Annotated in this window: 37 protein-coding genes and 1 pseudogene; 37 read left to right on the top strand and 1 reads right to left on the bottom strand. The window is 31.3% G+C overall.

The window, feature by feature from the left end; translation table 4 throughout:
* Window positions 1-25 precede the first annotated feature (25 nt).
* From rplC to EHU54_RS00280, 29 genes are all read left to right on the top strand, one after another.
* Window positions 26-802 carry a 50S ribosomal protein L3 gene (gene rplC / locus EHU54_RS00420; RefSeq protein WP_400248333.1) on the top strand — a complete coding sequence of 259 codons (777 nt, stop codon included), beginning with the start codon at window positions 26-28 and terminating at the stop codon, window positions 800-802.
* Between the two features lie 22 nt (window positions 803-824).
* Entirely contained in the window at window positions 825-1,451 is a 627-nt protein-coding gene (rplD, locus tag EHU54_RS00415) for a 50S ribosomal protein L4 (protein WP_400248332.1), read from the top strand.
* Window positions 1,451-1,738: a 50S ribosomal protein L23 gene (gene rplW, locus EHU54_RS00410; protein ID WP_400248330.1), complete on the top strand. Its 288-nt coding sequence runs from the start codon at window positions 1,451-1,453 to the stop codon at window positions 1,736-1,738. Before rplD ends, rplW begins: the two co-directional genes overlap by 1 nt.
* A 55-nt stretch (window positions 1,739-1,793) precedes the next feature.
* Window positions 1,794-2,630 (top strand): 50S ribosomal protein L2, encoded by an 837-nt coding sequence (gene rplB, locus EHU54_RS00405; protein ID WP_400248329.1) that lies wholly within the window; start codon window positions 1,794-1,796, stop codon window positions 2,628-2,630.
* Window positions 2,631-2,713: 83 nt separating this feature from the next.
* Window positions 2,714-2,989 (top strand): 30S ribosomal protein S19, encoded by a 276-nt coding sequence (gene rpsS, locus EHU54_RS00400; protein ID WP_400248328.1) that lies wholly within the window; start codon window positions 2,714-2,716, stop codon window positions 2,987-2,989.
* A 28-nt stretch (window positions 2,990-3,017) separates the two neighbouring features.
* Window positions 3,018-3,356, top strand: coding sequence for a 50S ribosomal protein L22 (gene rplV, locus EHU54_RS00395; RefSeq protein WP_400248327.1), 339 nt, complete (start codon window positions 3,018-3,020; stop codon window positions 3,354-3,356).
* Window positions 3,357-3,375: 19 nt separating this feature from the next.
* Window positions 3,376-4,134, top strand: coding sequence for a 30S ribosomal protein S3 (rpsC, locus tag EHU54_RS00390; protein WP_400248325.1), 759 nt, complete (start codon window positions 3,376-3,378; stop codon window positions 4,132-4,134).
* Window positions 4,134-4,547: a 50S ribosomal protein L16 gene (gene rplP, locus EHU54_RS00385; protein WP_400248324.1), complete on the top strand. Its 414-nt coding sequence runs from the start codon at window positions 4,134-4,136 to the stop codon at window positions 4,545-4,547. The genes rpsC and rplP overlap by 1 nt, the downstream gene beginning before the upstream one ends.
* A 3-nt stretch (window positions 4,548-4,550) precedes the next feature.
* Complete coding sequence (rpmC, locus tag EHU54_RS00380) at window positions 4,551-5,561, top strand: 50S ribosomal protein L29 (RefSeq protein WP_400248322.1); 1,011 nt, start codon at window positions 4,551-4,553, stop codon at window positions 5,559-5,561.
* A complete protein-coding gene (gene rpsQ, locus EHU54_RS00375) occupies window positions 5,558-5,818 on the top strand; it encodes a 30S ribosomal protein S17 (RefSeq protein ID WP_400248345.1) in 261 nt (86 codons plus the stop codon). The genes rpmC and rpsQ overlap by 4 nt, the downstream gene beginning before the upstream one ends.
* Before the next feature lie 21 nt (window positions 5,819-5,839).
* Window positions 5,840-6,208 (top strand): 50S ribosomal protein L14, encoded by a 369-nt coding sequence (gene rplN, locus EHU54_RS00370; protein WP_400248320.1) that lies wholly within the window; start codon window positions 5,840-5,842, stop codon window positions 6,206-6,208.
* A 10-nt stretch (window positions 6,209-6,218) separates the two neighbouring features.
* Window positions 6,219-6,539 (top strand): 50S ribosomal protein L24, encoded by a 321-nt coding sequence (rplX, locus tag EHU54_RS00365; RefSeq protein ID WP_400248318.1) that lies wholly within the window; start codon window positions 6,219-6,221, stop codon window positions 6,537-6,539.
* 19 nt (window positions 6,540-6,558) lie between these two features.
* Window positions 6,559-7,101 carry a 50S ribosomal protein L5 gene (gene rplE / locus EHU54_RS00360; RefSeq protein ID WP_400248316.1) on the top strand — a complete coding sequence of 181 codons (543 nt, stop codon included), beginning with the start codon at window positions 6,559-6,561 and terminating at the stop codon, window positions 7,099-7,101.
* 13 nt (window positions 7,102-7,114) lie between these two features.
* Window positions 7,115-7,300, top strand: coding sequence for a type Z 30S ribosomal protein S14 (locus EHU54_RS00355; RefSeq protein WP_004028437.1), 186 nt, complete (start codon window positions 7,115-7,117; stop codon window positions 7,298-7,300).
* Window positions 7,301-7,319: 19 nt separating this feature from the next.
* Entirely contained in the window at window positions 7,320-7,709 is a 390-nt protein-coding gene (gene rpsH / locus EHU54_RS00350) for a 30S ribosomal protein S8 (RefSeq protein WP_114564644.1), read from the top strand.
* Window positions 7,710-7,733: 24 nt separating this feature from the next.
* Window positions 7,734-8,273, top strand: coding sequence for a 50S ribosomal protein L6 (gene rplF / locus EHU54_RS00345; RefSeq protein ID WP_400248314.1), 540 nt, complete (start codon window positions 7,734-7,736; stop codon window positions 8,271-8,273).
* A 21-nt stretch (window positions 8,274-8,294) separates the two neighbouring features.
* Window positions 8,295-8,660: a 50S ribosomal protein L18 gene (rplR, locus tag EHU54_RS00340; protein ID WP_400248312.1), complete on the top strand. Its 366-nt coding sequence runs from the start codon at window positions 8,295-8,297 to the stop codon at window positions 8,658-8,660.
* Between the two features lie 159 nt (window positions 8,661-8,819).
* Window positions 8,820-9,293, top strand: coding sequence for a 30S ribosomal protein S5 (gene rpsE, locus EHU54_RS00335; protein WP_400248344.1), 474 nt, complete (start codon window positions 8,820-8,822; stop codon window positions 9,291-9,293).
* A gap of 12 nt (window positions 9,294-9,305) precedes the next feature.
* Window positions 9,306-9,743 (top strand): 50S ribosomal protein L15, encoded by a 438-nt coding sequence (gene rplO, locus EHU54_RS00330; RefSeq protein WP_053390521.1) that lies wholly within the window; start codon window positions 9,306-9,308, stop codon window positions 9,741-9,743.
* A 26-nt stretch (window positions 9,744-9,769) separates the two neighbouring features.
* Complete coding sequence (gene secY / locus EHU54_RS00325) at window positions 9,770-11,170, top strand: preprotein translocase subunit SecY (protein WP_400248343.1); 1,401 nt, start codon at window positions 9,770-9,772, stop codon at window positions 11,168-11,170.
* Between the two features lie 18 nt (window positions 11,171-11,188).
* The gene (locus EHU54_RS00320) at window positions 11,189-11,827 is read left to right on the top strand and encodes an adenylate kinase (RefSeq protein WP_400248311.1); all 639 of its coding nucleotides are present in this window, start codon (window positions 11,189-11,191) and stop codon (window positions 11,825-11,827) included.
* A 24-nt stretch (window positions 11,828-11,851) separates the two neighbouring features.
* Window positions 11,852-12,070, top strand: a complete 219-nt coding sequence (infA, locus tag EHU54_RS00315) for a translation initiation factor IF-1 (RefSeq protein WP_004028446.1) — start codon at window positions 11,852-11,854, stop codon at window positions 12,068-12,070.
* 37 nt (window positions 12,071-12,107) lie between these two features.
* Complete coding sequence (rpmJ, locus tag EHU54_RS00310; RefSeq protein ID WP_004028447.1) at window positions 12,108-12,221, top strand: 50S ribosomal protein L36; 114 nt, start codon at window positions 12,108-12,110, stop codon at window positions 12,219-12,221.
* Between the two features lie 17 nt (window positions 12,222-12,238).
* A complete protein-coding gene (gene rpsM / locus EHU54_RS00305; protein ID WP_004028448.1) occupies window positions 12,239-12,604 on the top strand; it encodes a 30S ribosomal protein S13 in 366 nt (121 codons plus the stop codon).
* 18 nt (window positions 12,605-12,622) lie between these two features.
* On the top strand, window positions 12,623-13,012 hold the full coding sequence (rpsK, locus tag EHU54_RS00300; RefSeq protein WP_400248310.1) for a 30S ribosomal protein S11: 390 nt from the start codon (window positions 12,623-12,625) through the stop codon (window positions 13,010-13,012).
* A 15-nt stretch (window positions 13,013-13,027) separates the two neighbouring features.
* A complete protein-coding gene (locus EHU54_RS00295; protein ID WP_400248309.1) occupies window positions 13,028-13,981 on the top strand; it encodes a DNA-directed RNA polymerase subunit alpha in 954 nt (317 codons plus the stop codon).
* Between the two features lie 15 nt (window positions 13,982-13,996).
* Complete coding sequence (rplQ, locus tag EHU54_RS00290; protein WP_400248308.1) at window positions 13,997-14,356, top strand: 50S ribosomal protein L17; 360 nt, start codon at window positions 13,997-13,999, stop codon at window positions 14,354-14,356.
* A gap of 72 nt (window positions 14,357-14,428) precedes the next feature.
* A complete protein-coding gene (map, locus tag EHU54_RS00285; RefSeq protein WP_400248306.1) occupies window positions 14,429-15,172 on the top strand; it encodes a type I methionyl aminopeptidase in 744 nt (247 codons plus the stop codon).
* A gap of 121 nt (window positions 15,173-15,293) precedes the next feature.
* Complete coding sequence (locus EHU54_RS00280; RefSeq protein ID WP_400248305.1) at window positions 15,294-15,497, top strand: hypothetical protein; 204 nt, start codon at window positions 15,294-15,296, stop codon at window positions 15,495-15,497.
* A gap of 32 nt (window positions 15,498-15,529) precedes the next feature.
* On the opposite strand, the pseudogene EHU54_RS00275 reads toward EHU54_RS00280, so the two are convergent.
* A pseudogene (locus tag EHU54_RS00275) lies at window positions 15,530-15,778 on the bottom strand (hypothetical protein); the annotation flags it as partial.
* Between the two features lie 343 nt (window positions 15,779-16,121).
* Between EHU54_RS00275 and EHU54_RS00270 the strand changes: the two are divergent.
* The 8 genes from EHU54_RS00270 (at window position 16,122) to EHU54_RS00235 (ending at window position 23,132) form a co-directional block, all read left to right on the top strand.
* Window positions 16,122-17,096 carry a glycosyltransferase family 2 protein gene (locus EHU54_RS00270; RefSeq protein WP_400248304.1) on the top strand — a complete coding sequence of 325 codons (975 nt, stop codon included), beginning with the start codon at window positions 16,122-16,124 and terminating at the stop codon, window positions 17,094-17,096.
* Window positions 17,097-17,099: 3 nt separating this feature from the next.
* Window positions 17,100-17,834: an RDD family protein gene (locus EHU54_RS00265; protein ID WP_400248303.1), complete on the top strand. Its 735-nt coding sequence runs from the start codon at window positions 17,100-17,102 to the stop codon at window positions 17,832-17,834.
* 38 nt (window positions 17,835-17,872) lie between these two features.
* Window positions 17,873-20,068, top strand: a complete 2,196-nt coding sequence (locus tag EHU54_RS00260) for an ATP-dependent helicase (RefSeq protein WP_400248301.1) — start codon at window positions 17,873-17,875, stop codon at window positions 20,066-20,068.
* A gap of 127 nt (window positions 20,069-20,195) precedes the next feature.
* Window positions 20,196-20,459 (top strand): HPr family phosphocarrier protein, encoded by a 264-nt coding sequence (locus EHU54_RS00255; RefSeq protein ID WP_400248300.1) that lies wholly within the window; start codon window positions 20,196-20,198, stop codon window positions 20,457-20,459.
* A gap of 135 nt (window positions 20,460-20,594) precedes the next feature.
* A complete protein-coding gene (gene tsaD, locus EHU54_RS00250) occupies window positions 20,595-21,554 on the top strand; it encodes a tRNA (adenosine(37)-N6)-threonylcarbamoyltransferase complex transferase subunit TsaD (RefSeq protein ID WP_400248298.1) in 960 nt (319 codons plus the stop codon).
* Window positions 21,555-21,559: 5 nt separating this feature from the next.
* Window positions 21,560-22,375, top strand: coding sequence for a MurR/RpiR family transcriptional regulator (locus EHU54_RS00245; RefSeq protein ID WP_400248296.1), 816 nt, complete (start codon window positions 21,560-21,562; stop codon window positions 22,373-22,375).
* Entirely contained in the window at window positions 22,363-22,941 is a 579-nt protein-coding gene (locus EHU54_RS00240) for a MurR/RpiR family transcriptional regulator (protein WP_400248294.1), read from the top strand. The genes EHU54_RS00245 and EHU54_RS00240 overlap by 13 nt, the downstream gene beginning before the upstream one ends.
* Window positions 22,902-23,132: an SIS domain-containing protein gene (locus EHU54_RS00235; protein WP_400248342.1), complete on the top strand. Its 231-nt coding sequence runs from the start codon at window positions 22,902-22,904 to the stop codon at window positions 23,130-23,132. The genes EHU54_RS00240 and EHU54_RS00235 overlap by 40 nt, the downstream gene beginning before the upstream one ends.
* Window positions 23,133-23,249 lie beyond the last annotated feature (117 nt).

Raw genomic sequence — 23,249 nt, 5'->3', positions numbered from 1 at the left:
TGACGTATTTTCAAGGAGGAAAGAAATGAAAGGAATCTTAGGGCGCAAAATTGGTATGACACAAATTTTTGCTACCGATGGTAGATTAATACCAGTTACAGTAGTTGAAGTACAACCTAATGTTGTTTTACGAGTATTGACAAAAGAACAAAATGGTTATCAAGCGCTTCAATTAGCTGTCGAAGATAAAAGAATTAGTTTGGTTTCAAAACCAGACCAAGGACAATTCAAAAAAGCGAATACAACACCTAAGCGCTTCGTTAAAGAAATCAGAAATATGGATGGTTATAATCCTGGCGATATTATTAAAGCTGATATCTTTACTGCTGGGGAATTCGTTGATGTTACAGGAACTTCAAAAGGGAAAGGATTTACCGGTTCAATTAAAAGACATAACTATTCACGGGGACCAATGGGACATGGTTCAGGTTATCACCGTGGTGTTGGGTCGATGGGAACTATTGCCCCAAATCGGATTTTAAAATCTAAAAAAATGCCTGGACATATGGGAACCGAAAAAGTAACAATTCAAAATTTAGAAGTTATTGCAATTGATACTGAAAAAAATGCTTTATTGGTAAAAGGTTCAATTCCAGGTCCAAAAAAACAGTTTGTAGTTATTAAAGAAGCAATTAAAGGTTTAAAACCAAATACACCAACAAAATTAGTTAAAAGAATTGTTGAAACAAAAACACCAGAGCCCACAGTAAAAGAAGAAAAACCAGTTGAAGGAGTTGTTGATGCAGCAGTTGATACAACGCCAACAGCAGTCACTGATGCACCAGCATCAAAGACAGAATAGTTTTGTAGAAAGGAATTTTAAAATGAAATTACAAGTACTTGATGCGAAGGGAACAAGCTTTAAAGAAATTAGTGTAAATGATGCCATTTGAGGAATTGAGCCACATCAGCAAGCAATGTTTGATGCTGTTATTGCGCAACAAGCCGCAATGCGTCAAGGCACACACAAAACTAAGACAAGAACTGAAGTATCTGGTGGGGGAAGAAAACCTTGAAGACAAAAAGGAACTGGTCGTGCTCGCCAAGGTTCAATTAGAGCACCACAATGAAAAGGAGGAGGGATTGTTTTTGGCCCAACTCCAGAGAAAAATTATTTAAAACATGTTAATAAAAAAGTTAGAAAATTAGCAATTAAATCTGCATTATCGTTGAAAGTTCAAGATAAAAATATTATGATAATTGATCAATTTGGAATTGACAAACCTTCAACAAAAGCAATGGTTGAAGTTTTAAATAATTTAAAAGTTAATGGTGAAAAACTATTAATTATTACCACAGAAGGTGATGAAGTTAATTTTAAATCATCACGTAATATTGAAAAGGTAAATATAATTACATCAGCTGGGATTAATATATATGATTTATTAAATGCAAACAAATTATTAGTAACAGAACAAGCAATAAAAGCAATTGAGGAGGTGTACGCATAATGCATATTACAAATGTCATAAAAAAACCAATTTTATCAGAAAAAACATATCGTAATATGGCGAATGGGGTTTATACTTTTGAAGTTGCGCGTACAGCAAATAAAGTTCAAATTAAAAAAGCTTTTGAAAAAATCTTTGAAGTAAAGGTTGAAAAAGTTAATGTTATTAATTATGACCCAAAAGAAAAGAAAATGGGAAAATTTGTTGGAGAGACAACATACACAAAACGTGCAATTATTAAATTAAAACAAGGTGAGAAATTAGATTTATTAGGAGAAGATAAATAATTCCAGGATACACTATCTGGGACTGTTTATTGGCGAAATAGGAGGATAAATAAAAATGCCAATTAAGAGTTTTAAACCAGTCACACCGAGTCGTCGTAATATGACGTCATTAGATTATTCCATATTGACAACTGATCGCCCGGAAAAATCATTAATTGAAACTCGGAAAAAACATGCTGGTCGTAATAACCAAGGAGTTATTACAACAAGACATAAAGGTGGCGGCCATAAAGTTAAATATCGTATTATTGACTTTAAACGTAATAAAGATAATATTATTGGAAAAATTGCAACAATTGAATATGATCCAAATCGTAATGCCTTTATTTGTTTAGTTAATTATGTTGATGGTGAAAAAAGATATATTTTAGCACCAAAAACCATCAAAGTTGGAATGCAAATTGTTAGTGGTGAGAAAACAGATATTAAAGTTGGAAACTGCATGAAAATAAAAAACATTCCAGAAGGGACTGTTCTACATAATTTAGAATTACGTCCAGGCAAAGGTGGACAATTAGCTCGTTCAGCTGGTTCATCAGTGCAATTATTAGGGAAAGATGAAGATGGTAAATATGTCACAATTCGATTAACATCAGGTGAAGTTCGTAAAGTTTTAGGAGAATGTCGAGCAACAGTTGGTGAAGTTGGAAACGAAGACTACGCCCTAGTAAATTGAGGAAAAGCAGGACGAAACCGCTGACGTGGAATTCGCCCAACTGTTCGTGGGTCAGTTATGAACCCAAATGATCACCCCCATGGTGGGGGAGAAGGTAAAGCTCCGGTTGGTCGAAAAGCACCAATGACACCATGAGGTAAAAAAGCATTAGGAGTGAAAACTCGTAACAAGAAAAAAGCTTCAACTAAATTAATCGTTAGAAGACGTACTAAATAATCTTGCTAATTAGAGTCAATCCGACAAATAATAGTTGAAAGTAAAAATCAAAATTAGAGAGATTATATATAGGAGGTAAAACAATGTCACGAAGTCTGAAAAAAAGGCCATTTGTTGATAAACATTTACAAAAAAAAGTTGAAGCATTGAATACTGCGAATAAAAAAGAAGTTGTTAAAACTTGATCAAGAAGAAGCGTTATCTTCCCAGAATTTATTGGTCATACTTTTGCTGTCCACAATGGAAAAGAACATATTCCAGTTTATGTTACCGAAGATATGGTTGGTCATAAATTGGGAGAATTCTCACCAACAAGAAAATTTGGTGGACATGGCGATGATAAGAAGAAGAAAAAATAATTAAATTCAGAAAGTGAGTATTATATAAATGGATGTAAGAGCAAACTTAAGAAGTATTAGAATATCGCCACGAAAAGTAAGATTAGTTACCGATTTAATTCGGAATAAAAAAGTGGGAGACGCAATAGTTATTCTTAACAACACAAACAAAAAATCATCAGTTCCAGTTCAAAAATTAGTTAAATCAGCGGTAGCAAATGCCGTTAATAATAATGGATTGAATGCTGATTGCTTATTTATTAAAGAAATCTTTGTTAACGAAGGACCAACATTAAAACGTTTCCGTCCGCGTGCACATGGGCGAGCATATGAAATATTGAAGAGAACAAGTCACATCACAGTTACTGTTAGTGATAGACAACAATAAGAAAGGAAGATAACAAGAGATGGGTCAAAAAGTTAGTCCAACAGGATTACGCGTTGGAGTTATTAAAACGTGAGATTCAAGATGATACGCTGAAAAGCAAGAATATGTCAAATGATTGCATCAAGATATCAAGATTAGAAAAGCTCTAATGAAAAAATTAAAAGGAGCAAGTGTTTCTAAAATTGAAATTGAACGAACAAAAAAAGAGATTGTTATCTTTATTAGAACTGCTCGTGTTGGTGTTGTCTTAGGACAAGAAGGAAAAAACATCGCAAAATTAGTAAAATTAGTACATGTTACAATCGGCGATCGTAAAATAGAAGTAAAAATTAATGTTGTTGAAATTAAAAACCCAGACACTGATGCACAATTAGTGGCGAATACCATTGCTGAACAGATTGTTAATCGTGCTTCATTTAGAAGTGTTCAAAAATTAGCAATTAAAAAAGCAATGAAAGCTGGAGCACAAGGAATTAAAACTTCCGTTTCAGGACGTTTAGGTGGTGTAGATATGGCACGAACAGAAGGATATACCGAAGGAACCGTACCATTAGCAACTTTACGTAGTGATATTGATTATGCTTTAGCCGAAGCTTTAACAACCTATGGCCAAATTGGAGTTAAAGTTTGAATTTGTAAGGGAGAAATCCTAAGCAAAGAATTAGTTTCTACAAGTGATGAAAAACCAAAGTTTGAAAAACGCGACTTTAATCGTTCAAACAATAATCGTCGTGATCAAGGACCAAAATCACACCCTGCTGCTAAGGAGGCAAAATAATGTTATTACCAAAAAGAACAAAATATCGTCGTCCGCATCGTATTAAATATGAAGGAAAAGCAAAAGGAAATACGAAAGTAGATTTTGGAGAATTTGGATTAAAATCACTAGATGGAGCGTGAATTACAAACCGCCAAATTGAAGCAGCGCGGATTGCAATGACACGTTATATGAAACGTTGAGGAAAAGTTTGAATTAGAATTTTTCCTCATATGGCAAAAACAAAAAAACCATTAGAAGTTCGAATGGGTTCAGGAAAAGGTTCACCCGAAGAATGAGTAGCAGTTGTTAAAATAGGAACGGTCATGTTTGAAGTAGCAGGTGTTTCTGAAGAAACTGCCCGTGAAGCATTACGATTAGCAATGCATAAATTACCAGTAAGATGTAAGATTGTTAAAAAAGGAAAAGAGTAAGAGATGAATGATTTAACCAAAAAATCAGTTGAAGAATTGAAAAAACTGGAAGAAGAATCACGTGCTGAATTATTTGCGTTACGATTCCAATCAGCAATGGGGAATTTAGAAAAACCACATCGCATTGGGGAATTAAAAAAGCAAATTGCTTGCATTTTAACAATCTTATCTGCTCGTAAAAATGCTGGGGAAAACACCGCAATTAATGTTAAAGTTAATTTAAATGAAACATATGCGAAAATTGAAAAAGAATCACAAGCATTTGCAAAACACCGCAAGGCAAAAATTGAGCAAATGATGGCTGAGCAACAAGCTGCTGAAGGAGAAATGCCAAGTTTAATGGATTTACCATTAAATGACGCAATGGACTTAACAGAAGAAGCTGTTGTTTCAACAACAGGAGAAGCAAATGTTCTTGATGAACAAAAAACACCAGTTGCGACAAAGAAACCAGCCGGTGGGAAAGAATCTCCTAAGAAAAAAGTTGTTGGGGAAGAAAAACCGACAACTGGAAAAGCAGCTACATCAGCTGTAAAAAAAGCCTCAGTGGCTAAAAAAGATGTTGTACAAGAAACTAAAACTGATAAAGATGCAACATTAAAAACTTTAATTAAAGAAAAAGCTGCGGCAAAGAAACCAGCAGCAAAAAGTAAAATAACACCAAGCGACAAAACAACAGTAACTGTTAAATCAGTTACTTCGGCTAAAGCACACATTGAAGTACCAAAAGGAGCAAAAAAAGCAGAGCCAACTAAGACAACTAAAAAAACAACTGAACTTAATGCAAAAGAAAAATTAGCAGCAATTAAAAGTTCTGTTGCGATGGGTAGCGCTGCAAAAGGGCGTGGTTCAGGAGTTAAAATTGATTTAGAATTAAAAACAAAAGACCCTAACGCAAAAGAATATACTTATGGTACAAATTGAAAAGAAAATCGTGATAAAATCTTAACCTCTAGTAAAACAACAAAAAAAGCCGATGACAAAACAACTAAGAAAGGGACAGGGAAAAAATAATGAAAAGAAATAGTCGTAAAGTCTTACAAGGACGTGTTATTTCAGATAAAGCTGAAAAAACAATTACTGTTTTAGTTGAAACATATAAAAATAACCCCTTATATAAAAAACGTGTAAAGTATTCAAAAAAATATTTAGCACATGATGAACAAAATCAAGCCCACATTGGAGATAAAGTAAGCATTATGGAAACGCGTCCTTTATCAAAAACTAAACACTTTCGTCTAATTCAAGTTATTGAAAAAGCAATTGGTTAGTAAGAAGAGGATAATAAAAAAATGATCCAACAAGAATCAAGATTAAAAGTTGCTGATAACTCTGGGGCAAAAGAAGTGTTAGTAATTAAAAATTTGGGTGGTTCATGACGAAAGTTTACTAATATTGGGGATATCGTTGTATGTACAATTAAAAAAGCAACCCCGGGTGGAATTGTCAAAAAAGGACAAGTTGTTAAAGCGGTTATCGTGCGTACTAAACGTGGTTTAAAACGAAGTGATGGAACACAAATTCAATTTTCAGAAAATGCTGTAGTATTAATTAAAGATGATAAAAACCCACGTGGAACACGGATTTTTGGGCCAATCGCCCGGGAAGTTAAAGATGCTGATTTTGTAAAAATTGCATCATTAGCACCAGAAGTATTATAGGAGACTATTTATGAATAAAGTTAAATTTAAAAAAGGTGACTTAGTGAAAGTTATAGCCGGAAAACATAAAGGAACAGAAGGTCCAATCATTCGTGTCTTACGTGAAAAAAGTCGTGTGGTAATTGAAGGAATTACAAATATTAAACATGTGAAACCTTCACAAGATAACACTGAAGGAGGAATTCAACAAGTTCCCGCTTCAGTTCATATTTCAAATGTTGCATTAATTGATCCAAAAAATAAAAAAGAAGTTACTAAAATTAGTTATCAAATTGCTGATAATGGTAAAAAAGTTCGCATTGCTCGTAAATCAAAAGCGCATTTAGCGTAGAAAGGAATAATGATTAATAATGAATGTTAATTTAGAAAAAAAATATAAGAATACAATTGTTAAAGAATTATTCAAAGAGCAAGGTTTTCAATCAATAATGCAAGTTCCTGTTGTTAAAAAAATTGTTGTTAACATGGGAGCTGGGGATGCAACACAAAATAGTAAAGTAATTGAAGATATTACAAATGAATTAGCATTAATAACTGGGTTACGACCAGTTGTTACCAAAGCTAAAGGTTCAATTGCTTCCTTTAAATTACGTGAAGGAATGCCAATTGGAACAAAAGTTACTTTACGTGGGAAAAAAATGTATCAGTTTTTAGATAAACTAATCAACATTGCTTTACCACGAGTAAGAGATTTCCGTGGGCTTAATAAAGATGCCTTTGATGGGCGTGGAAATTATACCTTAGGAATTAAAGAACAAATTATTTTCCCTGAAATTGACTATGATAAAGTTAAAAGAGTACGGGGAATGGATATTACAATTGTCACAAGTGCAACAAATGATGCTGATGCTCGAGCATTATTAAGCAAAATGGGAATGCCATTTAAAAAATAGGAGGAAAGAAGATATGGCCAAAAAATCATTAAAAGTTAAACAACAATGCCATCCAAAATTCAAGGTAAGAGGTTATACTCGATGTGGAAACTGTGGACGACCTCATGCTGTGTTACGTAAATTTGATTTATGTCGTTTATGCTTTAGAAATTTAGCAAGTAAAGGACAAATTCCTGGGGTTAGAAAAGCTTCATGATAGAAAGAGAGACTAATTAATTATGATGATTGATACAATCGCTGATATGTTAACAAGAATTCGCAATGCTAATCAACGTTTACACAAAAGTGTAAAAATGCCGTCAAGTAAAATGAAAGTAAGAATTGCTGAGATTTTGAAAGAAGAAGGCTATGTCGAAGACTTTAAAGTATCAGGAGATATTAAAAAAGACTTAACGTTAACTTTAAAGTATAAAGGTAAAACAAAAGTTATTTCAGGATTAAAACGAATCTCAAAACCAGGTTTAAGAGTTTATGTAACCGTTGAAGAAGTACCTCAAGTTTTAAATGGGATGGGAATTGCAATTATTTCAACAAATCAAGGAATTATGACAGACAAAGCAGCAAAACAAGCTCACTTGGGTGGCGAAGTTATTGCTTATGTGTGATAGAAATATTTAAAGGAGAGCAAAACAATGTCTCGAATTGGTAATAGAAAGTTAAAAATTCCAGTTGGTGTTGAAGTAACAATTCAACCAAATAATGTTATTGTAAAAAGCGCAAAAAGACAATTAGAACAAGCAATTCCAAGTGTTATTACTGTTGCCGTCAAAGAAGGTGTTGTGATAACAACTAGAGCAAATGATGTGAAACATAGTAAGCAATTACATGGCACAATTAATTCTTTAATTCAAGGAATGTTAGAAGGTGTCAGCAAAGGTTTCAAAAAAGAATTAGAAATTAATGGAGTAGGGTATCGTGCGGCGTTAGCTGGTGATAAGTTAACGTTAAGTTTAGGATATTCTCATCCAATTGAATATAAAATTCCGCAAGGAATTACAATTACACTTCCAAAACCAACACAAATTATTGTAGAAGGAATTTCAAAACAATTAGTTGGGGAAGTAGCTGCAAACATCAGAAATTATCGTAAGCCAGAACCTTACAAAGGTAAAGGAGTTAAATACAAAAACGAACACATTATCCGTAAAGAAGGAAAATCTGCTGGTAAATAGCAGAAGAAAGGAATATCAACAATGGCAAATTTACAAAGTCAAAGTCGTAGTGCAAAACGAAAAAGAAGACATTTTCGTGTTCGTGCCAAAATTAATGGTACAACAGCTGTTCCTCGTTTAAATGTGTTTAAATCAAATGGACATTTTTATGCTCAATTAATTGATGATGTGAAGCAAAAAACAATTGTTGCAGCCTCAACATTAAAAATGGCTGGTTTAAAATCAACAAGCAATATTGCAGCGGCAGAAAAAGTTGGCACTGAAATTGCAAAAAAAGCACTTGATAAAAAAGTTACAACGGTAGTATTTGATCGCGGTGGATATTTATACCATGGCAAAGTAAAAGCATTTGCAGAGGCTGCTCGTAAAGCAGGACTGAAATTTTAAAAGGAGCAATAAGAAGATATGGCAGAGAATAAAACAGATTTAAAACCAAATACAGGAAACTCAGCTCAACCAGCAGCAAAAAAAGAAGGACCACAACATAATTTTCGGCAAGGCAATCAACGTTTTGAACGTAATAATGATCGTCGTAGTGATGAAAATATGTTTGAAGAAAAAGTCGTAACAATTCGTCGGGTTACTAAAGTAACAAAAGGAGGACGCCATTTCCGCTTTGCGGCAGTTGTTGTGATTGGTGATAAAAAAGGTCGCGTTGGTTTTGGGACTGGAAAAGCAAACGAAGTTCCTGATGCAATCAAAAAAGCAATTAAAGAGGCAAAAAAACAATTAGTAAAAGTGCCACTAGTGGGAACAACTGTTCCACATGAAGTTATTGGTCATTTTGGAGCAGGAAAAGTATTAATTAAACCAGCTCGCAAAGGGACAGGAATTATTGCTGGAGGACCAGCCCGAGCTGTGATTGAATTAGCAGGTTTAGCAGATGTTTATACAAAATCATTAGGATCAAATACCCCAATTAATATGATTCGTGCAACATTAGATGGTTTAAGTAATTTACGAACAATTGATCAAATTGCAAAATTACGTGGTAAAACCGTAGAAGAGTTACAAGGATAAGAGGACAGAACAATGAAATTAAACGGATTACAGTATACTGATGGAGCCCGTCATAGTAAGAAACGACTAGGACGAGGAACTTCATCAGGATTAGGAAAAACAGCTGGTAAAGGACATAAAGGGCAAAATGCCCGCACCGGTGGTGGTGTTCGCCCTGGATTTGAAGGGGGACAAACTCCTATCTTCCGTCGTTTACCAAAGGTTGGTTTTACTAATTTAACAACCAAAAAATATGTCTTATTAAACTTAAGTGATTTGGAAAAATTAGGATTGAATGAAATTAACCATCAAACATTAGTTGCCAAAAAAGTGCTAAAAAATGAAAAAGAATTAATTAAAATCTTAGGTAATGGTACAATATCTAAGAGTGTTAATGTTAAAGTTAACAAAGTTTCGCAAACTGCAAAAACAGCAATTGAAAAAGCTGGAGGAAAAGTGGAGGTAATATAGTGAAAACTAAAGCGAAAAAAAGAAAAATGACTCGCCATAATCGCGAGGTTGACATTGTTAAATCATCAAACTTTTTTGTTAAAAATAAAGATTTGATTAAACGAATTTGTTTTACTTTATTAATTTTAGTTTTAATTCGTTTAGGTAGTTATTTAACAGTCCCAGGCGTAAAAATTTCACCTGACTTTCAAGATTTATCAAACAATGATCAGTTCTTTAGTTTGATTTCAATGTTAGGAGGAGGAACGCTTGGAAAGTTTTCAATTTTAGCTTTAGGAGTATCACCATATATTACTGCTTCGATTATTGTACAGTTATTATCAACTGATGTAATTCCTCCTTTATCACGCTGAGCAAAAAGTGGAAAACGTGGGCGGAAAAAATTAGATAGCTTAACAAAGTGATTAACAATTCCATTTGCAATTATGCAAGGAATTGCCACAATTTTTACTATGGCAAACCAAGGCATTATTTCTCCAAAATGAGATTCATCTGATTTTGGAACAGGAAGTCCGATCTTTTATTATACATTAGTTCCAACCGCCTTAATTGCAGGAACAATGTTAATGCTTTGATTAGCAGATCAAATGACAATTAGAGGGATTGGTAATGGGGTCTCATTAATTATTTTTGCTGGAATTGTTGCGCAATTACCAAATAATTTACAAACAACTTTTAAATTCTGAATTTCAGGACAAGAAGACATTAACTTATTATTTGATGGAATTTTAAAATTCTTAGTGTATGTTGTAATGTTCTTATTAGTGGTTTTATTTGTTGTAATGTTAAATGAATCAGAACGGAAATTGCCAATTCAGCAAACTGGAAGTGGTTTGATATTTGGAAATGAAGAAACCCGCCCCTTCTTACCATTAAAAATTAATTCCGCTGGAGTTATTCCCGTAATTTTTGCCTCGGCATTAATTTCAGCCCCAATTACTGTTGCACAGATTATTAGTGTAAGTAATCCAAATAATGGTTTTGTGCAATTTACCAATAATTATTTATCGTTTAGTACATGACCAGGAATTATTATTTATGCGATTTTAACAATTTTATTTACTTTCTTATATTCACAAGTGCAAATGAATCCTGAAAAAATTGCTGAGAATTTTCAAAAGGCCGGAACCTTTATTCCTGGTATTCGCCCCGGGAAAGAAACTGAAAAATACATTAAGGGAACAATTAACCGTTTAAGTATTTTAGGGTCAGTCTTTTTGGCGGCAATTGCAATTTTACCTTATGTGATTAGTAAATTAACAGCTTTACCAAGTGCATTAGCAATTGGAGGAACAGGATTAATTATTATGGTATCAGTCGCATTAGAAACAATGCGTCAAGTTAAAGGACGAATTACGCAACAAGCGTTTATTGATAAAAAGTCGCAACAATTAACGGATGATACTAAAGATTCATATTTATGATAGAAAGCCAGAGGAAAATTAATGCGAAATTTTATTTTGTTAGGAGCTCCTGGTAGTGGAAAAGGAACCCAATCAGACCATTTAGTTAAAAAGTTTGGTTTTACGCATATTTCAACCGGTAATATTATTCGTGATAATACTAAGCAAAACACACCATTAGGTATTTTGTGCCAACAGTATGCTGACCAGGGAAAATTAGTTCCTGATGATATTATGATTCAAATGGTTGAAAATCATTTACAAACAGTAACTGGTGATTTAATTTGAGATGGTTTTCCGCGCACAATTGCGCAAGCAAAAAAATTAGATCAATTATTGCAAAAACTAAATAGCAGGGTTGATCATACATTATATTTTGAAATTGATGAAGCAAAGTTAATCGAACGAATTACGGGACGTTTAACTTGTCCAACTTGTGGACGAACATATCATAAAACAGCAGTGCCCCCAAAAGTGGCATGAGTTTGTGATGATGATCAAACCCCATTAGTACAACGTAAAGATGATAATGAAGAAAAAATTAAAATTAGATTAGCGGCATATCATGCTGATACTGCACCGTTAATTGAATATTATTTAAATCAGCAAGTATTAACCGTTATTGATGCTGATATGGAAGGAAATGCTGTCTGAGATCAAATTATGGCAGTTTTAAAATAACGGAGATTGGAGGTAATAGATAAAATGGCCAAAACTGATTTATTAGAAGTACAAGGAACAATTTTAGAAGTATTACCAAATACAATGTTTAAGGTGCAATTAGAAAATGGTGCAACTATTTTAGCTCACGTTTCGGGTAAAATCCGGATGAATTACATTCGCATTTTACCCGGCGATACAGTAGTTGTTGAAATGTCACCTTATGACTTAGAACGTGGGCGTATTGTTTTTAGACATAAATAAACAAAATAACAAAAATTTTGGTAAAGGAGAATACACGATGAAAGTAAGATCATCAGTTAAAAAAATCTGCGACAAATGTCGTGTAATTAGAAGAAAAGGGCGTGTGATGATAATTTGTTCACAGCCAAAACATAAACAACGACAAGGTTAAAAAGGGAGGAAAAGAATATGGCACGTATTGGCGGAGTAGATATTCCAAATGATAAGCGCGTAGTAATTGCGTTAACATATATTTATGGAATTGGAAAACCACAATCACAACAAATTTTAAAAGAAGCAAAAATATCAGAAGATATTCGTGTGAAAGATTTATCAGAAGATGAATTAACAACAATTAGAAATGAAATTGCCAAATTAAAAACCGAAGGAGACTTACGACGTGAAGTTGCCTTGAATATTAAACGTTTAATGGAAATTGGTAGTTATCGTGGAATGCGTCATCGTAAAAGTTTGCCAGCACGCGGACAGTCGTCAAAGCAAAATGCACGAACAGTTAAAGGACCACGTAAAACAGTTGCTAATAAGAAAAAATAGTAGATAAGGAGAACAATTATGGCTGTTAGAAAAAAAACGAATAAGAAAAAAGTTAAAAAAAATGTCCTAAAAGGAATTGCACATATTCATTCAACTTTCAATAATACAATTGTTACCCTTTCTGATGAATCGGGTAATGTCATTTCATGAGCATCAGCAGGAGCAATGGGTTTTAAAGGAAGTAAGAAGTCAACTCCTTATGCTGCCCAAATGGTTGCTGAAGCAGCTGGAAAAGCAAGCCAAGAACACGGAATGAGTAGTGTTCAAGTTGAAGTAAAAGGGCCAGGCCCAGGGCGTGATGCTGCGGTACGGAGCATTCAAGCAATTGGATTAGAAATCACTTCAATTAAAGATGTAACGCCAATTCCTCACAATGGGGCACGTCCACCAAAAAGACCAAGAGGATAGGAGAAAGATTAGGCGATGAAACAATTTATTAGACCAGAATTTAAATTACAAGCAGAAGATAAAGCCAATAATTACGGAAAATTTTTAGTTGAACCGTTAGAACGAGGATTTGGTGTTACATTAGGAAATGCGATACGTCGAACATTACTATCAGCAACACCAGGAGCCGCTGTTTTTGCTGTTCGAATTAAAGGTGCCTCGCATGAATTTACTGCTATTCCCGGTGTTGTTGAACATGTTACAAAAATAATTTTAAATATTAAAAATTTAGTATTAAAAATTAATCAAGATATTATTCCAGATGGAGAATCAGTAATTTTAAAAGTAGTTTCTTCAAAAGAAGGAGAAATTTATGCAAGAGATTTAGTTGTCCCAACTGGAGTAGAAGTTATCAATGGTGATTTATTATTAGCAACAATTGCTAAAGGTGGAGAATTAGACTTGGAGCTACATGCTCGTAATTCACGTGGGTATAAATCATTTACAGATAATAAAAAAGAAAAAAAATATGCTGATTTAATTGTAATTGATTCAAATTATTGTCCAATTCAGCGTGTGGCATATAATGTTGAACCAACAAAGGTGGGGAAAAATGCTGACTTAGAAAAATTAGAATTAGAAATTCAAACTGATAGTTCAATTACGCCAGTTAACGCTGTTGCAATGGCAGCAAAAGTTATTACTGAGCATTTAGAATTCTTTGTTAACTTGAATGAAGCAATTAAAGCAACCCAAATTATTTCATCTGAAGCAGAAGCGGAAGAAGATGAATTAGATCGTAGCATTGATGAACTAGAGTTTACGCAACGTTCACAAAATTGCTTAAAAAGAGCAAAAATTGATACTTTACGTGATTTAGTTTCAAAATCAGAAGATGAAATTCAAGAAATTAGAAACTTAGGGAAAAAATCATTAACAGAAATTAAAGACAAAGTGGCCCAATTAGGTTTACACTTTCGACGTGATTAAGAGAGGTGAAAAAAGGTGTCATACCAACAAAAAAGAGGGAAAAATACTGCATGAAGAAATGGCTTAATGCGTAATTTAGCAACCGAATTAATTATTAATGAACGGTTGGAAGTAACAGAAACACGCGCCAAAGAATTACGCCGTCATGTTGATAAATTAGTGACACTAGGAAAACGACAAGATTTACATGCTCGTCGTCGTGCTGCTAGTTTTTTACGTGATATTGATGCAAATGAAAAGGAAACCGCATTACAAAAATTATTTAATGGCATTGCCAAAAAATATAAAACTCGTGATGGTGGTTATACACGCATTTTAAAATTAGATAATCGTAAAGGAGATAATGCTCCGATGGTGATTATTGAATTAGTCTAACCAAAAAACTAACTGTTGTGTTGTTAGTTTTTTTCTTTTTATGATAAAATAAAATCTGAAAGGAATTTAACGATGATTACAATTAAAACAGACCAAGAAATTGAATATATGCGCAAAGCTTGTTTAACATTAAAACAAATTCTTCAAGAATTAAAAGCGATGATTAAACCAGGAGTAACAGGCGTTATGCTTAATCAACGCGCAGAAGAAATTATTCGAGCAAATAATTGCCAACCAAATTTTAAAGGTTTATATGGTTTTTCCGCGACTATTTGTGTTTCTTTAAATGAAGTTTTAGTGCATGGAATTCCAAATCATACGCCATTTGTGGAAGGTGACCTTGTTTCTGTTGATGCGGGTTGTTCATATGAAGGTTATAATAGTGATGGCGCTTTTACTGTAATTGTTGGAAAACCGCGCACAAGAGAACATGTGAAGTTATTAACTGTCACTGAAACAGCACTAGCAAAAGCAACCGCAATTTTAAAACCAGGAGTACGAATTGGTGATATTGGTGAAACAATTCAAACATATGTTGAAGGAGAAGGTTTTTTCTTACCAACTGAATTTACTGGTCATGGAATTGGGCGTGAATTACATGAAGAACCAATGATTCCTAATGTTGGAACAGCGGGGATAGGAATGCGCTTACAAGCTGGAATGACAATTTGTATTGAACCAATGGTTCAAATTGGGACTAAAGCAATTAAAATGTTAGATGATAATTGAACACCAGTGTCAGCGTTACATTTATGTAGTGCCCATTTTGAAGATACAATTTTAATTACTCCGACTGGATATGAAGTTTTAACTTAATTATTTTTAAAAATAATAATCGTACCGAATCCTTAATAAAGTATTTGACCCATTTTTTAATTTTCTTGTGAATGAATTGAAAAATTGGTAATTATTGTGTACCATAAATGAGTAGGGCTTTATGTTTAACATGAAGGGAGCTATTATACGATTTAAACAAAGAAATTGAGTTTGAAAAATTAATATTTTTGGCAAACATATTAAAGCTGGAGCAGGAAAACGAAATCCGTTTGATTATGCCCGAGTTAAAAAAATGACCCGAGAATTAATTAGAAAACAACGATTAGAAGCAAAAGCAAATAAAAATAATAACTATCAATTTTAAAAAACCATACTTTCTTAGTATGGTTTTTTAAATTATTTATTAAGTTGATAACTATTTTTAGTTTTTTGATAAATCATTGTTTTGTAATCTTTATCAAGAAAGCCAATAAATGTAAAAACACCAACAAAATGATAACCAACACCTAATTCTTTTTCATTTAATTTTGCAAAAGTAATTAATTGGGTTTGACGTTCTAATTGTTTTTCGCCTAATTTTTGTTGTTTTGTCTGATCATTTGTGTCATTAAAATAATAAATATAATTTCAGTTATCGGACATATAATTTGCATATCCCTTTTAATTGCTAATACTTTTTGGGTGAGAGAAACAATATTAGAAAATCAAACTTGTTGATAATGATTAATATTATAGCCACTTGTTAAAGTTGAAAGCTGATTTTCATCAGTAAATAAAGTGCTCAAGACATCAAAAATTGTTCGAAATATTTTTTATCATCAGTTGTAATTTCTTTTTTTGCAAAATTTTTTGTAATGTTTCATTTGTCATTTGATGAACCCTTCTTTTTAAACTTGTAAATTATTTTACTTTTCTAATATAATAATTATACTAAAAAGAGATAAAATGTTATAATTATGGCAAGAATTGATTGAGAGAGGGGATTAGAATGTTTTTATCATTTCTTATTGTAGTACAAAATAATCAGACAAAATTAATGAAGACTTTACTATCAATTAAGAAACAAACAAGTGACGATTATGAAATTGTTTTAATTGATGATAGTGGATTCCAACCAAAATCACCACTCTTAGAATTTATGAATGAATGCTTTTATAATAATATTGGTAAACAAATTCAAGTAATTACAAATTTACGAAGTCAAGGCTTTTCATATGGTATTAATACTGCTATTTCAATTGCACAAGGAGATTTTTTTATGATTGTTGATGAAGGACAGACAATTCATAAAACAGCAGTTGCAGTTTTAAAAGAAAAAGTTGAAGCATATCAAGTTGAGCATAAAAAAGTTGATATGCTTGAATTTCGGTTACATTATGCGAATTCAAAAGAAAAAAGTGAAATTTGAAATAAATGTAATGTTTTACTGTCGCCTAAAACTAATAAAGAAGTGTTAGCATATGTTAATTGCTCGCTTTTTACAAAGATATTTCGTCGAAACCTTATTTTACAAAAAAATATTACATTACTTGATTATCGTCGTACTGATACTTTCTTTATTTATAACGCATTAGTTTATACTGGGGGATATGTTGCAATTAAAGATGTGCTAGTTGATTATGAATTAGGAATTGTCAATTATAGTGTTTTTGATTTAATTAAACAATGAATTTATATTTTTAATTTATATCGTGATTTAAATTTATATCGTGAATATCAAGAAGAATTAGAGTATGCTTTTATTCGCTTTTGCTTAGTAACATTTTTAGAAATTGTTAGTTTACAAAACAATAAAAGATTATCAATTAAAGCTATCCATAGTGCCGAAAATAAATTAGAACGTCGTTATAAAAGTTTTATGAAAAATAAATATCTTAAAAATGTAAAAGAACCACAATTTAAAATGATTGTTGCTGATATTAAAGGTTTTATTAAACATTGAAAACTGGAAAATACAAAATAAATAATGCAAGAATTAGCAAACAATAAAAATTCAGCTGCTACGATGATGTTAAAACCAGAAGAAGAATATCAGCTTCATCAATTAGCGCGTCCAGTTCGTGTGATTTTTGTTCGTTTCTTTGATATTATTTTAGCGAGTTTAATTCCCTTAGTATTAACTTTAACGATGAAGTATTGAGATCAAGCTCGAATAATTTGAGCGCCTATTTTAGTTATTGCTGTTACTTTTGTTCTTTTCTTTCTTTATTTTGTTCTTATTCCTTATTTTTGAGATGGTAAAACAATTGGAAAATTTTGTTTTCAAATTAAATTAGTTACGAGTGAGGCAAAATTAAAGTTAGTAGTTATTTTTACCCGTGAATTATTTATTACATTTTTACCTTGATTTGTTGTTTTATTGACAAATTTAAGTTTAAATTTAATTTTTGAAGTTAGTTTAAGTGATTTGTTTCGGACAACTAATAAAAATCCAATTGCTTTAATTATTATTCGAACTATCACAACAATTTATTTTTTATGATACCTTGGTTTAATTTTTGGTTTAGTGTTAAATTCAAATCATCAAATTTTATTTGATCGTCATTTTAATTTATTTACTGTCAAGAAAAAACCAATTCCTAAAAAAGCACCAACAATACCAAAAGAATTAATAACAAGAAAAACAAAACATATTCATTTACAAGAAAACCAACCAGGAAATATTTCTGATGAAATTTTAAAAGAAATTGATGAATTATAGGGTAAAATGTAATTGTTTGTAAAGAAAGGCAGAATATCATGGTCAATGAATTTATTGAAAGTTTAAATCCAAATCAACGCGAAGCTGTTTTAACAATTACTGGACCAGTGCGAATTATTGCTGGAGCTGGAAGTGGTAAAACACGCGTTATTACTAATAAAATTGCATATTTAATTAAATATGCTAATTTGCAACCATGACGCATTTGTGCTGTTACATTTACTAATAAAGCTACTAATGAAATGAGAAGCCGTATTGTTGAGATGATTGGAAATAGTGGCCAGCGTTGTATGGTTGCAACTTATCATGCCCTATGTGTTCGTATTTTACGAGAAGATATTATTCATTTAAATTATGATCGTCATTTTAATATTATTGATATGGCAGACCAAGATAGTATCATTCGTAATATTTATAAAACATTACCTGTGAAATATGACGCACAAGAAGCAAAAATGGTGAAGAATTTTATTTCGAAATGAAAAAATGACTTTATTAGCCCTAATAGCGCAAAAGCATCAGCAAATGGTGATGAAATGCGATGAGCAGAAGTTTATGACACTTATGAAAAACGTTTACGAGAAATAAATAGCGTTGATTTTAATGATTTAATTTTATTAACATATAAGTTATTTAAAAATAATGGGGAAGTATTAAAAAAATGACAAAATCGTTTTGATTATTTTTTAGTTGATGAATTTCAAGATACCAATGAATTACAATTTGATATTATTAAATGATTAGTCGGTGATAATCACAATATTACTATTGTTGGGGACCCTGATCAAACAATTTATTCGTGACGGGGAGCAAAAATTAATTTAATTTTAAATTTTGATAAATATTTTCCGCATACACAAACAATTGTTTTAAATGAAAACTATCGGTCAACACAAAGCATTTTATCATTAGCTAATAATTTGATTATTCGTAATAAAAATCGGATTGAAAAAGATTTATTTACTATCAAAGCTTCAGGGCAATTACCAATTTTATATCACGGTGCTAATAGTAGTGATGAAAGTGATTTTGTAGCTCGTAAAATTAAAACTTTAATTAAAGAAGAAAATTATGATTATAATGATATTTTAATTTTATATCGTGCCAATTACTTATCACGTGATTTAGAAACGGCCCTTGCTGATTATGGTCTTTCATATCGTGTTTTTGGGGCTTTTAAATTTTATGAACGAAAAGAAATTAAAAATGCACTTGCTTTTTTAAAAATAATTATGAATAATGATTCTTTAGCCATTGAACGGATTTTGTTGTTAACGCCAAAAATTGGTCCAAAAGCATTTGAACAAATTATGCAAATATTAAAAAAGCAACAAATAATGTTTACAACATTACTAGAGCAACATTTTGATTTATTGCCATTAAATCTTCAACATAGTTTAAATAAAGTGCGAGAAGCAATTGTGCTAGCATTAGCACAATTACCAACTGCTAAATCAGTTGAAAGTTTATTAGTTCTTCTCTTAGATAAAACAGGTTATTTGCAGCGTTTACGAGATAACTATGAAGAAGAACGAGAAGAAAATATTTTAGAATTAATTGCGTCAGTTGGTAAATTTGATCAGCAAAATAAGGAATTAGCAGGAACAGAATTATTAAGTGAATATTTACAATTAATTTCATTACAAACTGATAGTGATAGTGCTAATTTAACTGATAATACTATTTCTTTAATGACAATTCATAATGCAAAGGGATTAGAAAAAAAGGTTGTTTTTATTGTTGGTTTAAATGAAGGAATCTTTCCAACGACACAAGCTATTAAGATGGGAACTGAACAATTAGAAGAAGAGCGTCGAGCCTTATACGTTGCCATTACAAGAGCAGAAGAATTGTTGTTTATTAGTTATGCTGATGGTTATTCATATATTACAGGTAATGAACGCTTTGAATCACGATTTATTAAAGAGTTATATAACGATTTTTATGAAAAAGTTAATAGCGAAAGATTGTTTAGTAAGCCAAAGTCAATTACTATTTCTTATAATAATCAAAGTGAAAAACAATCACGAACTGTCTTTAATCTTAATAAGAACATTGAATCAGCTTTTAAAACTAATCCATGAAAAGTAAATGATACGGTTAGTCATGAATTATTTGGAATTGGAATTGTTGTTAAAATTATTGCGCAAAATGTCCAAATTGTTTTTCCGCATCCTTATAATGTCAAGATTATTTCAGCAGATAGTCAAGCAATTAAAAAAGTGGAATCATAAAAGAAAATAACAATACCAAATAATTGAAATTTTTATTTAAAAACATAAAAAATTGTTAAAGGATAATATACTTATTTTTGTTTTTTTTTGATATAATGAGTTAGTATATTTTAAAGGAGGAAATTTAATGGCATCATTTAAAGCTGTTATCGCTGATCCTGTTGGGATGCATGCACGTCCAGCGGCATTAATTGTAGGAGAAGCAGGAAAATACCAGTCAGATATTACTATTTTCTCAGGAGGAAAAACTGCTAACTTAAAATCAATCATGACTATTATTGCATTAGGAATTCATCAAGGTGCAGAAGTAGAAATTGTTGCAAGTGGTTCTGATGAAGACGCTGCAATTGCAGGGATTGAAAAAGTAATGAAGGATAACAAGGTTATTTAGGGTAATTTTATTAAATATACAAAAATTAAAAAATAATAGATTTATCTATTATTTTTTTGTATATTTTTGTTACTTGTTTCTTTCTTAGTATTTTTTAAGGAAAAATTATTATATAATAATGAGGAGGTAGATGAAATGGTAATTCTTGCAATTGAGACAAGCTGTGACGAAACTAGTATTGCTATTTTTAAGAATGGAAAAATTTTAGCAAATATTATTTCATCACAAATTAAGGAACATACAAAATACGGTGGAGTTGTGCCAGAACTTGCTTCGCGGTTACATTTAAAAAACTTTTCTTATGTTCTACTTGAAGCTTTGCAAAAAGCTAATATTCATATAATAGAATTACAATACATTGCATACACAGCAAAACCTGGTTTAATTGGAGCACTACATATTGGGAAAACAATAGCAGAAACATTGTCTAATTATTTAGAAATTCCAATTTTACCTTTAAACCATTTATATGGTCATATCTATTCTAGTGCAATCGATAATGATTTTTTATTTCCTCTTTTAGCAGTGCTAGTTAGTGGTGGCCATACTCAGTTAATATTAATGAAAAAACATTTGAATTTTGAAATTTTAGGCTCAACATTGGATGATGCAATTGGTGAATGTTATGATAAGGTTGCTCGAATGCTGGACTTAGGGTATCCGGGCGGACCTATTATTGATAAGCTTGCAGCTACAGGAACAACAACAACACAATATCACTTATCACTACCATTAAATGATCAAAGTTATAATTTCTCTTTTAGCGGATTAAAATCAGCTGTAGCTAATTTAATTGCAAAAGAACAACGTAATACTAAAATTAACTTGTCTAATTTTTGTGTGACATTTCAAAAAACATGTGTTGATATTATTATGCGAAAAACAAAATTAGCAATTCAAAATTTTCAGCCGCAAATGGTTACGTTAGTCGGTGGAGTTTCAGCTAATAGCGCATTACGAGCAGCAATTTTAAATTTAGCAACACCAAATTTAAAAATAGTTATTCCAAAATTAGAATATTGTACTGATAATGCTGCAATGATTGCTCGCTTAGCAGCACAAGAACTACTGGAAAATAACATAAAAGGAGATTAGATAAAATGGCATCATTTTTATCAAAATTAGAAACATTCGATTCAAAAAATTTTACTAAAAAAGAAAATGAAATTATTAAATATATTAAAGAAAATATGAAGGAAGTAACAACAATGAATATTGAAGTTTTAGCGCAACAAGTAAATACTGGTTATAGTGCAATATATGGTTTGTTACAAAAAATGCAGATTAATGGTTATCGAGACTTTTTAATTGCGATTGCTGCTGATATTGAAATTAAATCATTAGATTTTGAAAATATGGAGAGTCTAATGAAGAAAACATATTTTGATATTCTGAATCAAAATGATACGATGATTAATAATGAAAAGGTGAATCAAACAATTAATGCAATTAAAGGAGCATATCGAATTTTTGTAATTGGGATGGGTTCAACAAATGCATTGTCACAAACATTAGCGCTAGAATTATATCGTTTTGGTTTTAATGCTTTTAATCTAAATGAAAATGAAGAAGACTTAATGGTTCGTTCTCGGATTATGAATAAAAATGATTTAATTCTAGCTTATTCATTATTTGGTGATAATGAAGCAGTTAACAAAGCATTAACAATTGCAAAAGAAAAAGGAGTAACGATTGTAGTAATTTCTGGGAAAGATATGTCAAAAGCAGTTAAATTAGCAAATTGGTCACATATTATTTCAACCCCAAATCAACGAGTAAATGATCATAAAATTTATGTTAATAAATTATTACCTTGAATGTATTTTACTGATGATTTAATTAATAAAGTCTGGTCATCAGATATTGTTGATAAAGATTTTGTAATGGCTCAACAAAATAATCGTTGAGATTATTAAAACAATGGATAATATTTCAATTCTCTCAAAATTATCAATGATTCAAGGAACTTGCACAAAAAAAAGAAATTAAAATTGCAAACTATATTCGTGAAAATATTCATAATATTCGAAACCTTAAAATTGAAGATTTATCAAAAGCGACTGGAATCGGTTATTCACCAATTTATTCTTTAATTAAAAAGTTAGGCTTTATTGGTTATAGTGATTTTATTATTGCAATAGTTGCAGAACAAGAACGTTTAGAAACCAATAATTTGCATTTAGATGAAACAGAAAGTATTTTTTTATATTATCAAGATATGCTAGAGCGTAATCAGCAAACTTTTGATGATGTTAAGTTTTTAAACACAGTTACTTTATTAAAAAAAGCGAAAGGAATTTATTTAGCAGGTTTAGGAATTTCACCTTTAGCAGTAAAAGAACTAGCTACCCGTTTATTTAGTTTTGGCTTTACTTGTAGTTTGTTGGTAGAAAATGAAAATAATATTATTACTCGTGCCAGCTTAATCCAACCAGATGATTTATTAATCTGTGTAAGTTTAGAAGGAAAAACAACGGCTTAATAGCAGCAGCTAAGGAAGCCAAAAATAATGGGGTAAATGTAATTGGTGTTACATCAAAATATAATTCGGATTTATCAAAATATACTGATATTATGCATACTGTTGTTTCTTCAACTTTATATGAAAAAAATAAAATTTTTATTTCTTCTTTATTACCATTAATAGACTTCTTGCATAACCTATTAAAATAATTGTAAATATTTTTAAAAAGATATTAATAGCAAATTATAATTTTAATTAATTATGTCTTTTATTTAAAAATTTAATATTTTCCTACAACGAAAAATGACTTTTTTATTTAAATTATT

This window comes from Spiroplasma sp. ald (assembly GCF_044714355.1).
In the GTDB taxonomy this organism is placed as follows: Bacteria; Bacillota_I; Bacilli_A; order Mycoplasmatales; family Mycoplasmataceae; genus Spiroplasma; species Spiroplasma phoeniceum.
Note: the sequence above shows the minus strand (reverse complement) of the source record. Positions and strands in the feature narration are given on the sequence as shown.